At 74.7% G+C, this 11,843-nt stretch carries 12 protein-coding genes and 1 pseudogene; 11 read left to right on the forward strand and 2 right to left on the reverse strand.

The features are described 5' to 3' along the window. Positions 1–31: 31 nt before the first annotated feature. Entirely contained in the window at positions 32–631 is a 600-nt protein-coding gene (locus ACWCYO_RS01200) for a cation transporter (RefSeq protein WP_270140452.1), read from the forward strand. A 25-nt stretch (positions 632–656) separates the two neighbouring features. Here the strand turns inward: ACWCYO_RS01200 and ACWCYO_RS01205 are convergent, their stop codons facing one another. Further along, complete coding sequence (locus ACWCYO_RS01205) at positions 657–1,274, reverse strand: Rv1733c family protein (protein WP_449782959.1); 618 nt, start codon at positions 1,272–1,274, stop codon at positions 657–659. 348 nt (positions 1,275–1,622) lie between these two features. On the opposite strand from ACWCYO_RS01205, the gene ACWCYO_RS01210 reads away from it, so the two are divergent. From ACWCYO_RS01210 to ACWCYO_RS01255, 10 genes and pseudogenes are all read left to right on the forward strand, one after another. After that, positions 1,623–1,856, forward strand: a complete 234-nt coding sequence (locus ACWCYO_RS01210; protein WP_333493420.1) for a DUF1918 domain-containing protein — start codon at positions 1,623–1,625, stop codon at positions 1,854–1,856. Between the two features lie 125 nt (positions 1,857–1,981). Beyond that, on the forward strand, positions 1,982–2,857 hold the full coding sequence (locus ACWCYO_RS01215; RefSeq protein ID WP_270140456.1) for a universal stress protein: 876 nt from the start codon (positions 1,982–1,984) through the stop codon (positions 2,855–2,857). Between the two features lie 79 nt (positions 2,858–2,936). After that, complete coding sequence (locus tag ACWCYO_RS01220) at positions 2,937–3,470, forward strand: flavodoxin family protein (RefSeq protein WP_270140457.1); 534 nt, start codon at positions 2,937–2,939, stop codon at positions 3,468–3,470. 236 nt (positions 3,471–3,706) lie between these two features. Then, positions 3,707–3,946 carry a hypothetical protein gene (locus ACWCYO_RS01225; protein ID WP_270140459.1) on the forward strand — a complete coding sequence of 80 codons (240 nt, stop codon included), beginning with the start codon at positions 3,707–3,709 and terminating at the stop codon, positions 3,944–3,946. A 77-nt stretch (positions 3,947–4,023) separates the two neighbouring features. Beyond that, a pseudogene (locus ACWCYO_RS01230) lies at positions 4,024–4,566 on the forward strand (cation-transporting P-type ATPase); the annotation flags it as partial. A gap of 101 nt (positions 4,567–4,667) precedes the next feature. Next, positions 4,668–4,979, forward strand: coding sequence for a hypothetical protein (locus tag ACWCYO_RS01235; protein ID WP_449783042.1), 312 nt, complete (start codon positions 4,668–4,670; stop codon positions 4,977–4,979). 159 nt (positions 4,980–5,138) lie between these two features. Continuing rightward, the gene (ppsA, locus tag ACWCYO_RS01240; RefSeq protein ID WP_449782960.1) at positions 5,139–7,502 is read left to right on the forward strand and encodes a phosphoenolpyruvate synthase; all 2,364 of its coding nucleotides are present in this window, start codon (positions 5,139–5,141) and stop codon (positions 7,500–7,502) included. A gap of 223 nt (positions 7,503–7,725) precedes the next feature. Beyond that, on the forward strand, positions 7,726–8,589 hold the full coding sequence (locus ACWCYO_RS01245; RefSeq protein ID WP_449782961.1) for a universal stress protein: 864 nt from the start codon (positions 7,726–7,728) through the stop codon (positions 8,587–8,589). A gap of 14 nt (positions 8,590–8,603) precedes the next feature. Then, complete coding sequence (locus ACWCYO_RS01250) at positions 8,604–9,317, forward strand: helix-turn-helix domain-containing protein (protein WP_270140464.1); 714 nt, start codon at positions 8,604–8,606, stop codon at positions 9,315–9,317. Further along, a complete protein-coding gene (locus tag ACWCYO_RS01255) occupies positions 9,314–10,591 on the forward strand; it encodes an NAD(P)/FAD-dependent oxidoreductase (RefSeq protein ID WP_270140466.1) in 1,278 nt (425 codons plus the stop codon). The genes ACWCYO_RS01250 and ACWCYO_RS01255 overlap by 4 nt, the downstream gene beginning before the upstream one ends. Before the next feature lie 109 nt (positions 10,592–10,700). Here ACWCYO_RS01255 and ACWCYO_RS01260 read toward each other — a convergent pair whose 3' ends face one another. Next, on the reverse strand, positions 10,701–11,696 hold the full coding sequence (locus ACWCYO_RS01260; RefSeq protein ID WP_449782962.1) for an Acg family FMN-binding oxidoreductase: 996 nt from the start codon (positions 11,694–11,696) through the stop codon (positions 10,701–10,703). Between the last annotated feature and the right edge of the window lie 147 nt (positions 11,697–11,843).

Below are 11,843 nucleotides of genomic sequence, written 5' to 3' on the forward strand. Positions count from 1 at the left end.
GGGCCGCGGGCGGGTCTGGGAGAATCCGGCGGTGAACACCGTGAACGGGACCTCCCGCCAGACCCTGCTCCGCCGGGGTTTCGCCCTCGAGTACGCCACCCTGGGCTGGAACGTGATCGGCATCGTGATCCTCGCGGTCGCCGCGATCAGCGCCCGCTCGGTCGCGCTGGCCGGTTTCGGCCTGGACTCCCTGATCGAGATCGGCGCCTCCACCGTCGTGATCTGGGAGCTGTCCGGCACCGGCGAGGACCGACAGAAGCGGGCACTGAAGCTGATCGGGACCGGTTTCGCGCTGCTCGGCCTCTACCTGCTCGCGCAGTCCACGATCGTCCTGGTCAGCGGCTTCCACCCGCACCACTCCCCGCTCGGCATCGCCTGGACCGCCGTCACCGCCGCCGTGATGTTCGCCCTCGCCTACGGCAAGGCCCGCACCGGCGCCGCCCTGGACAACCCCGTCCTCAGGACCGAGGGCCGGGTCACCCTCATCGACGGACTGCTCGCCGCAGCGGTCCTGCTCGGCCTGGTCCTCAACAGCACCCTCGGCTGGTGGTGGGCCGACCCCGCCGCCGGCTACGTGCTCGTCTACTACGCCGCCCGCGAGGTCCGCGAGATCTTCCTCGGCGAGCACTGAGGTCGGGGGCGACGCCTCACCTGCGCTACCGCCGCCCGGACCAGCGTGGCTCCACCTGCTCCCAGGCGGCCTCCCAGCCCTCCTCCGCCCGTCGCTCCAGCGCGCGGCGGCGCAGCGCGAAGACGCCCTCCGCGCCGAAACCGAGCACGGTCACCGCGCCCAAGCCGACGAGCACGGCGTCGGTGAGGATCAGATCGGCCGACCTGGGCGCACCGACGGGGCTTCCGGCGTCGTTCAGTCCGACCCGGACGGCCGTCCCGGTGAGGGTGCCCTCCGGCACGGGCACGCTCCCTGTGCCGGGCCCGACGGGGTACGTCCAGCGGGCCGGGGCGTACTCCCGGACGCCACCCGCACGCGGGTTGACCGACACCGGCGGGCCCGTGGTGACGGCGGTGACGGTGTGCCGGTGCCGCGCGGTCTGCTGGGCGGTGCGGGTCTCCGCGCGGTGCACGAGCAGGGCCGCGACCGCGGCCACCACCAGCGCGGCCAGCGTCGCGAGCGCCAGCCCGGCCACCAGACGGCTGTACGCCCGGTCGAGCGGGCGGCAGAGCGGGCTGTGGTCCCGGCCGACGGCGCGGCGGACGTGCCGGCGCAGGGACGTGTGCGTGGACGGGCGCCTTGGCGTGGTGGCTGTGGCGGACATGTCGCGCCTCCTCCGTACCGGGTGGCAGGTACTCCCGCACATCAGTCTTCCGAGCGCTCCCCCGGTCCCCCGAGGGCCTGACGGCCCCGGTGCCGGGCCCCGAGGGGCCATCCGCGCCGGGTCACTCGTCCCGACCCGGTCTCCTCGGACGGGGACCACCGCCCGACGGGCGCCCGGTGCCCGGGTCGGCGGAGCTTGGGTCGGCGGAGCTTGGGTCGGCGGAGCTTGGGTCGGCGGGCCCGGTGTCGAGGACCGACCGGCCCCTGCCGAACCTCCCCATCGGTGGTGCCATGGGAGTACGGACGACCGGGGCGCACCCCGGCCCGGTACCGAACCTGGGAGGACGGCATGAAAGCCGCCGTGGGAGACCGCATCATCGTCCAGGCCACCCGGCCCGGCGCGGCCCGCAGGGACGGCGAGATCGTCGGCCTGCACCACCCGGACGGCAGCCCGCCGTACGACGTGCGCTGGTCCGACGACGACCGGGTGACCGAGTACTTCCCCGGTCCGGACACCCGGATCCACCACTACCGGCACGAGGACGCGACGGTCCCGCCCCACCCGCACCTCTTCGCTGACTGACGGACCGCGGCCGTGATCGTCTCCCTCCGCGCCCGCGCGCCCGGGCTGACCGCCGCCGAGGCCGCCCGTCAGCTCGCCGCCGCACGGCCCCAACAGCGCCCGGTCCGCGTTCCCGAGGAGGAACCATGACATCCGTACGCCCCTACGACGGGGTCCGTTCCGTCGTCCTCGGCGTCGACGCGCGCGACACCGGCAGCATGGCCGCCGCCTGGGCCGCCGACGAGGCCGCCCGGCGCGGCCTGCCGCTGCGGCTGGTGCACGCCGTCCCGTCGTTGTTCCGCGAGTTCCGCCCCCTCGACCAGGCCGGCTACCACAAGGCCCTGGTCGAGCGCGCCGAACAGGCCATCGACCGAGCCTCCGCCGTGGTGTGGGACCGGCATCCGGCCCTCGCGCTGACCACGGACATCGCCGAGGACCTCCCGGCCCCGGCCCTGTGTCGGGAATCCCGTCGGGCCGCGCTCGTCGTACTCGGCTCCCGTCGACTCGGCCGAGTTGCCGAGACACTGAGCGCCTACTCGGTGGCCGTGCCGGTGAGCGCCCAGGCGCACTGCCCGGTGGCCGTGGTCCGCGACCCCGAGCACACCACCCAGGACCCGCCGTACGTCGTGCTCGGCGTGGACGGCAGCCCCTCCTCGGAGGCCGCCGTCGACTTCGCCTTCGACCTCGCCGCCGAGCGTCGGGCCGCCCTGCGCGTCCTGTGGGTCTGGCACCGCCCGCCGGTGGGCCACCTCGACGAACCGGCCACCGTCCAGCTCCTGCGACGGCTGCTCTTCGAGTGCACCGCCGGCCGGCACGACCGCTACCCCGATGTGACGGTGACCCACGAGCTGGTGCACGGCCACCCGGTGGAGGAACTCGGCATCGCCTCGGAGCACGCCCTCGCGGTGGTCGTCGGCCGCCGCGGCAGTGGCGGCTTCACCGGCATGCGCCTCGGCTCCGTCCCCCACGGCCTGCTGCACCGTGCCAACTGCCCGGTCATCACCGTTCCCACCCACCCGTAGTCGACCGGGTCCGGACCGAACCGCCCCCCTCCGCACGGGAGTTGCGGAGCGACGCCGGACAGAGCGAAAGAGGGAGACCATGCACACCGTGATCGTGTACGAGAGCATGTACGGCAACACCCGCGAGATCGCCGAGGCGATCGCCCAGGGCATCCACCAGGCCGACCCCGCGGCGGCCGTGGACTGCCTCCCGGTGGCCGAGGCCGATGCGAAGACCACCCGGTCCGCGGACCTGTTGGTGGTCGGCGGCCCGACCCACATGCACGGCATGTCCTCCGGGCTCAGCCGCCGGATGGCCGTCACCGCCGAGGCGCACAAGCAGGACCGTGCGGCGGCCGCGGCCGAGGCGCGGGAGACCGCCGAGGGGCCGGGGCTGCGGGCCTGGTTCCACGACCTGCCGCCGACCGAACCCGGCACGTACGCCGCCGCGTTCGACACCCGGGTCGACATGCCCCGGGCCGGCGGGGCCGCCAACGGCATCGCCCGTCGGCTCTCCGGCCACCACTACGACGTGGTCGCCGAACCCGAGGGCTTCATCGTGGAGGGCAACGACGGCCCGCTGCGGGCCGGCGAACTCGACCGCGCCCGTGCCTGGGGCGCGGGGCTGGTCTGACCGCGCGCGGGAACATCCTCCACCCACCAACGGACGGGCCGCCACACCTATCCGGCGAAGGCAACGGGAACCGCTCTCGACCTGATCGTCCGGCGTTCCCGGACGTTGGGGTCGGACCCGGTCGGACCCGACCCACGGGTCCGACCGGCCCCACCGCCGGGGGCGTTCAGCCACTGCCCCGAAGAGCAGCCACTCGGAAGGCTGGTCATCGGGGAATCCGACAGGAGGTGGCGGCCATGATGGCAGCACTGTTCAGGACCCTCGGGCGGATCGCCGCCCGGCACCACAGGTCGGCCCACGCCGACCGCGCCGAGTGCCCGGAGCCGCGGCCGACGGTCACCTGGGAGGAAGCCGAGCGGCTCACCACGGCCGCTCTGCTGACCGGTCTGATCGACCGGGCCGAGTACCGGGACCACCTCGCGCTGCTGGCCGCAGTGGAGGACGCCCGCAGCCCGCTGCGGCTGCCACTGCCATGACGGCCGACGCCCGACGTCCGGGCGGACGTGCTGACATCCACCGGGCCCGCACCCCCCGATGACGAACGGGGCTGGCCGTGGCTGACGACGTAGCGGCCGCTCTCCGCACCGCCCCGCCCCCGGCCGACGCCCCGGCCCTGGAAGCCCGCGAGCCGCTCGGCCTGCTCTTCCGCGACCTGCGGACCCCGCCCGACGGCCTCAGCGAGCGCGAGGCCGCCCGCCGCCTGACCGTGTACGGGCCCAACGCGCTCGTCCGCCGCGAGGGCCGCCGCTGGCCGCGGGAACTGGCGCGCCAGTTCAGCCGCCCCCTCGCCCTGCTGCTGGCCTTCGCCGCCGCGCTGGCGGCCGTCAGCGGTGCGCCGAACCTCACGGGCGCGATCCTCGCGGTGATCGCGCTCAACGCGCTCAGCCAGCGCACCCGACGCGAGGAGAGCCCGCTGGAACAGCAGGTCAAACGGGTCGCCCGGCTGATCGCGGTGATCGCGGTCGGAGTCGGGCTCGCGTTCCTGCCGATGGGCCTGGCCGCCGGTCTCTCGCTGACGGCGTCGGTGGCCTTCGCCATCGGCCTGCTCGTCGCCAACGTGCCCGAGGGCCTGCTTCCGACGATCACCCTGGCGCTCGCCGCGACGACAACTTCGCCACCATCATCGCGGCCGTCGAGGCGGGGCGGCGCACCTACGACAACATCCGCAAGTTCATCGTCTGCATCTTCGCCCACGCGGTGCCGGAGGTCGTCCCGTTCCTGGCCTGGGGCGCCGACGAACCGCGCCGGGCGGTCGTCCGCCACCGCACGCCAGGGCCCGCGCTCGCGACCGCGCCCGCACCGCCGACTCCCGCGACCCTGCCGGCTCCGCGGAGTCCGCACCATCCGCTCCCGGCCCTGCTCGCCCGGCACGGCTGGAGCGTCCACCGGCTCACCCACGCCCTCGGCGTCGGCGAGCACGCGGCCGCCGAGATGGTCGCGCACGCCCACCGGATCTCGGCCGAGCACGCCCACCGGATCTCCGCCGAGCACGGCCACCGGACGCGCTGAGCGCCGCCGCCCCGGCCAAGCCCGCGGCGCCCTGGGCCGAACGGCCCCGATCCGGCGGCCGACCGGTCCGGTCGCCGAGGGCGCACGCCTCTCGAAGCGCCGCCCACCACCCACGGAAGGTGGTAGGGGACAGAGCCCTCGACGTGTCTGGAGGCAGCCATGCGCCGTGTCATCCGCTTCCGCGACCTCGGCCGGGAGGACGTCGGCCTGGTCGGCGGCAAGAACGCCTCGCTCGGCGAGCTGATCAACGGCCTCGGCCCCGCCGGGGTGCGAGTGCCGGACGGCTTCGCCACCACCGCCGACGCCTACCGCGAACTGCTCGACACCGGCGGCCTGCGCGAGCGGATCGCCGAGCAGGTCGAGCGGCTGCACGGGGGCGTCCCGCTGCCCGAGGTCGGCGCCGCGATCCGCTCCGCCGTCCTGGCCACCGCACTGCCCGCCCCGCTCGCCCGGGACGTCCTCGCGGCGTACGGGCAGCTCGCCCACGAAGCCGGGCGCGAGGACCCGGACGTCGCGGTGCGCAGCAGCGCCACCGCCGAGGACCTGCCGGAGGCGAGCTTCGCCGGCCAGCAGGAGACCTTCCTCAACGTCCGGGGCGCCGACGCCCTGCTGGACGCCTGCCGCCGCTGCTACGCCTCGCTGTTCACCGACCGGGCGATCGACTACCGGGAGCGGATGGGCTTCGACCACCTCTCCCTGGCCCTGTCGGTCGGGGTGCAGCTGATGGTGCGCTCCGATCTCGCGGGCGCGGGCGTGGCGTTCACCCTGGACACCGAGACCGGCTTCCCGGGGGTGGTGGTCATCAGCGCCGCCTGGGGGCTGGGCGAGACGGTGGTGAGCGGTCAGGTGGACCCGGACGAGTACACGGTGTTCAAACCGGTGCTCAAGGACCACCACCTCGACCCGGTGGTCCAGGTGCAGCTGGGCGCGAAGCGCCGCAAGGCCGTGTACGGCGAGGACGGCTCGACCGCGACGGTCGACACCGACGAGGACGAGCGGATCCGCGCGGTACTCGGCCAGGGCGACATCCGCACCCTCGCCGAGTGGGCGGTGGCCGTCGAGGAGCACTACGGCTGCCCGATGGACCTGGAGTGGGCCAAGGACGGCATCAGCGGGCAGCTGTTCCTCGTCCAGGCGCGCCCGGAGACCGTACAGTCCCGCCGGCACGGCGAGGTACTGCACCGCTTCCGGCTGACCGGTACGGGCGAGCGGCTGGTGGACGGCATCGCGGTGGGCGAGGCCGTCGGCGCCGGACCGGTGTGCGCGCTGGCCGAGCCGGTCGGGCTGGAGCGCTTCCCGCAGGGCGCCGTCCTGGTCACGGAGATCACCGACCCGGACTGGGAGCCGCTGATGAAGCGGGCGGCCGCGATCGTCACCGATCACGGCGGGCGCACCTCGCACGCCGCGATCGTCAGCCGGGAGCTGGGCGTACCGGCGGTGGTCGGCGCCGGCTCGGCGACCGGCGTGCTCACCGACGGGCGGGAGGTCACGGTCTCCTGCGCCGAGGGCGCCGAGGGCCACGTGTACGCGGGCCGGGTCGCCTACGAGGCGACCGAGACCGACCTCGGCTCGCTCCCGGCCACCCGGACCAAGGTGATGCTCAACCTGGCCGACCCCGGCGCCGCCTTCCGCTGGTGGCGCCTGCCGGCGGACGGCGTGGGCCTGGCCCGCACCGAGTTCGTGGTCGCCCACCAGGTCCGCGTCCACCCGATGGCGCTGGTCCACCCCGAGCGGCTGTCCGCCGAGGACCGGCGGCTGGCCGACGAGCTGACGTACGGCTACCCGGACCGCACCGACTACTTCGTCGACGGGCTCGCCCACGGCGTGGCCCGGATCGCCGCCTCCCGCTGGCCGGACCCGGTGGTGGTGCGCACCAGCGACTTCAAGACCAACGAGTACGCCCGACTGGTCGGCGGCGCGCCCTTCGAACCGACCGAGGCCAACCCGATGATCGGCTGGCGCGGCGCGAGCCGCTACTACGACCCCGGCTACCGAGAGGGCTTCGCCCTGGAGTGCCAGGCGCTGCGCCGGGCCCGGGACGAACTCGGGCTGACCAACGTCGTGGTGATGATCCCGTTCTGCCGCACCCCGCAGGAGGCCGACCGGGTCCTCGCCGTGATGGCCGACAACGGGCTCGCCCGAGGCACGAACGGCCTGCGGGTGTACGTCATGGCGGAGATCCCGGCGAACATCCTGCTCGCCGAGCAGTTCGCCGAACGCTTCGACGGCTTCTCGATCGGCAGCAACGACCTCACCCAGCTCACCCTGGGCGTCGACCGCGACTCGGGTCTGCTCGCCCACCTCTTCGACGAGCGCGACCCGGCCGTCACCCGCAGCATCGAATCCCTGATCGCGACCGCCCACGCGGCCGACCGCCACGTCGGCCTCTGCGGCCAACGCCCCAGCAACGACCCGGACTTCACCCGCTTCCTGGTCCAGGCCGGGATCGACTCCATCTCCGTCACCCCGGACAGCTTCGCCGCCGTGAAGCACTCGGTGGCCTCGGCCGAGGCGGCGAGCTGACGGCGCCGCCCCGCCCCTCAGGCCTGGCCCCCGTTCCGGGCCGGACGCGGCGGACTGCCGCGCGGCCCAGGAGATCGCGGGCTGAAAGGCTGGGCCCACCGGCCCGCCGGCCCGGCCCGATCGGCCCTGCCACGCCCGCTCGTCGGCGGCCGACGATGAAGGTGGTCAAGGCTCCGCACAGAGTCGGTGACGGCGCCGGCCGGGGCCGACGAAGGAGTCTGCGATGAACGGCTTCGAAACCCGCCGCCCCGTGATCGTGGGCGTCGACCGCTCCGAAGCGAGCCACTGGGCCGTGCGCTGGGCCGCGGACGAAGCGGCCGGGCGCCATCTGCCGCTGCGGCTGTTGCACGCGCAGGAGTGGCCGGTCGACCGGGGCACCGACGTGGCGGACCACCCTTGGGCGATCGGCCTGCGGGCCGCCGGGGAGGCGGTGCTGGACACCGCCCGGATGCTGGCCGACGAGCGGCACCCGGGGCTGGAGATCACGTCCGAGCTGGCCGAGGGCCGGCCGGTGCGCGTGCTGCGCGAGGCCGCCGACGAGGCCGCGCAACTCGTGCTCGGCGTCCGCCGGTTGAGCGAGGCGCACTCCGCCCTGCCGACCGGCTCCAAGGGCGCCTCGCTGGCCGGCCACCTGGACTGCCCGCTCGCCCTCGTCCCCGAACCCGCCGACGGCGTCTCCGGCCCGGGGCCGGTCGTGGTCGGGGTGGACGGCTCGCCGGCGTCCCGGGCCGCGATCGGCTTCGCCTTCGAGGAGGCCGCGATCGGCGGCACCGACGTGCTGGCCGTGGAGGTCCGGCGCCCGGCCGAGGCGGGCCGGCCCGAGTTGATCGAGGAGTCCCTGACGGACCTGTCCGAGGCGCTGGCCGGCCTTCGGGAGAAGTACCCGGACGTCCGGGTCCGGCGCGAGGTGCTCACCGGCTCCCCCGCCCCGATGCTGGCCACCGTGGCCACCCGCGCCCGCTGCCTGGTCATCGGCAGCCGGGGCCTGGGCGGCTTCCGCGGCCTGCTGTTCGGCTCCACCGGCCGCGCCCTGGTGCACCGCTGCACCGTGCCGCTGGTGATCGTCCGGAACGGCGCCCCGGTCTGACCACGGAGGTCGTCATGAAGACCGTCCACGAACGCGTCACGACGTCCGGCCCCGGCGACCTCGGCCGCCGGGTGGCCCACCGCCGTACCCGGCTCGGCCTCACCCGCGAACTGGTGGCCGAGCGCGGCGGCCTGGACGCCGGATTCGTCGCATACCTGGAGACCCACCCCGTCCCGGTCGGCGCCACCACCCTCACCCGGCTCGCCGACGCGCTCGACACCACCGTCACCGACCTGCTCGGCGGCGGACGCGAGGTGCCGTCCGGCCAGGCCCTCGCCAACTCCCGGGTGAGGCTCGAGGAGTTGGACCCGGCGGCCTGCTGGACCAGGCTCAGCTCCGGTGGCGTCGGCCGGGTGATCCTGACGGCGCCGCGCGGCTTGGTGGCGCTGCCCGTCAACTACCGGGTGCTGGACGCCACCATCCTCTACCGCACCGCCGAGGACGGCACCCTCGCCCGCACCGATGGCAGCGAAGTCGCCTTCGAGGTCGACCAGTTGGACGAGGTGTTCGCCACCGGCTGGAGCGTGCTGGTGAACGGCACGGTCTCGGTCGTCTCCGACCAGGAACTCGTGCACTGGTTCGAGCGGCACGCCGACCCCCACCCCTGGGCGGGCGGCACCCGGGACACCTGGATGCGCATCCGGCCCACCGGGATCAGCGGCCGGATCATCCGCCCCGACGGCCCGCCGGTCCTCGACTCCGGCCTGGGGGAGGAATCCCCACGATGAACGCGGAACCGCACGTCCTCGTGGTCGGCGGCGGCTTCGCCGGGCTGGAGACGGCCTTCGGGCTGCGCCACCTGCTCGGCGACGGCGTCCGGCTGTCGCTCGCCGCCGACCGGGAGGACTTCCTGTTCAAGCCCAACACCATCTACCTGCCGTTCGGCGGTGCCGAGGACCCGCTCCACATTCCCCTGCGCCGGCCGTTGTTCCGGCGCCACATCGCCTTCCACCAGGGCACGGTGGCCGAGGTCGATCCGGACGCCCTGGCGGTGGAACTCGTCGACGGCACCCGGCTGCGCGGCGACTTCCTCGTCCTCGCCACCGGCGCCGCGATGCGCCCGCAGGAGGTGCCCGGCCTGGCCGAACACGCCCGGACGGTGTGGACCCCGCGCCAGATGCACTCGCTCGGACGGCGGTTCCAGGAACTCAAGGAGGCCGCCGGGGCCGGGCAGCACCGCCGGGTGCTGTTCCTCGTCCCACCGGGCAACAAGTGCGCCGGGCCGCTGTACGAGATCGCGTTCATGCTCGACACCTGGCTGCGCCGAGCGCGGCTGCGCCCGTCCGTCCACCTGACCTGGAGCACCTACGAGTCCGGCTACGTCCAGGCCTTCGGGCCGAGGCTGCACCAGGTCGTGGAGCGGGAGTTCGCCGCCCGGGGCATCGAGGGGCACACCTCGGCCGTGGTGGAGAAGGTCGGCCACGACGAGGTCCGCTACGCCGACGGCTCCGTCCACCCCTACGACCTGCTCGTCGCCTTCCCGCCGTACGCCGCCGCCGTGGACTACCACGGCCTGCCCCGCGACGACCGGGGCTTCCTGCAGACCCTCTCCATCACCCGGCAGGTCCACGGCCACCCGCAGGTCTACGCCCCCGGCGACGCTGGCGACTTCCCGGTCAAGCAGGCCTTCCTCGCCTTCCTCCAGGCCCACGCGGTGGCCGAGCACATCACCACGGTGATCGACCCGACGCTGCTGGCGCAGCCGCGCCCCTTCGAGCCGATCAGCATGTGCGTCATGGAGATGCTCGACAAGGCGACCTTCGCCCAGGTACCGCTGGAGGAGACCGGCGACCCCACCTGCCCGGTGCGCGTCGCGGCCGACGCGGGCGACCGCTACCGCGTCGGCACCTCGCCCGTGTGGCGCTTCGGCAAGAAGGCCCTCGGCGTCTACCTCCCCGTGCGGTTCCGCGCGGGCCGCCCCTTCCACAGCGGCCGCCCGTGGCAGGCGATGCAACTGGCGCTCGACGGGATGTCACGCACCCTCGCCTCCGGGTCGGACTGACCGGGAGGCGGCGACGAACCTCCATGCCGGGATCCTGGCAGATCCCGGCATGGAGGGCACCGGCCTTCCCGAGCGACGCCCGACGGAGCGGACCCCGACGGAGCTGCCGCTACCCCGCCGCCGTCGGCGGGTCGAGGACGTCCTCCACCCGGCGGCGCGGGCTGGCGGCACCGGGCGGGCCGTAGCCGAGCCGCAGCACCAGCTGAACGTGGGCCGGTCCGTCGACGGGGTCGCGCAGGCGCCAGCGGGTGTCGGGGATCTCGACGGCCTGGTGCAGGACGGAGGCCCGCAGGCCGTGGACGGTCGCGAGCAGCCAGACCCGTTCCATCGCCTGACCGGTGCGCAGCCAGTCGGCCTGGCGGTCGAAGTGGGTGGTGAGGGTGGCGAGTTGGGGCAGGGCCTCGAAGCGTGCGGCCGGAGTGGTGTGGCGCGGCGGGTGGCCGGCGAAGCCGCGCATCGGGACGCGGGCGTCGCGGTCGTGCGAGCCGAGGGCGGCGAGCGGGATGCCGTCGCAGGAGGGTTCGAGGCGCAGCCAGCGGCGGGTCTCGGCCTCGCGGGTGACGTCGGCGGCGATCCGGGCCTCGGCCTCGGAGGTCAGTGCCAGCACCCGGCGCACCCCGTGCTCCTCCAGCAGGGTGAGGGTGACGTCCTCCTCCCGGGCGGCCGCGATGAGGTCGCCGACGAGCGCCTCGGGGACGTCCCGGTTGGCGAACGGGTGGCGGCTGGAGTGGCGTTGGGTGAGGGCCGGATAGAGGTCGGCACCGAAGGGCCGCGACGTACGGGCCGGTGCGGAGAGGTCGAGCACGGCTCGCGGCTGGGTGCCCTCCCCTGCGGGGAACAGCCGGACGGCGGCCTCGCGGCCGAGGTGCGCGGCGGCCACCCGCAGATTGAACAGGGCGGCGCCGATCGAGATGTGCAGTGCCCGTCCGTCGGGGTCGGCGGCCGGGACGGCGCGGGTCAGGTCGGCGTGGACCTCCAGGCCGAGCAGGTCGGGGGTGGCGCGGAAGTGCCAGGGCTGGCTGTTGTGCAGCGAGGGCGCGAGGCCTCCGGCCTCGGCCAGCAGCTGCAGATCGGCGGTGGAGAGGGCGGTTTCGGTGGCGGTCATGGTGGTTCACTCCCTGCTCCCGGCGGGGAGCGCCGGTGATTCGAGCATCCGCCGCGTCGGCGGTGCCTGGCGAGGGCCCAACGGCCCTGGGCCCACCGGCCGAGCGGCCTCGGGTTCCGAGGGCTCCGAGGGCTCCGAGGGCTCCGA

Source organism: Kitasatospora sp. NPDC001683 (genome assembly GCF_053596495.1).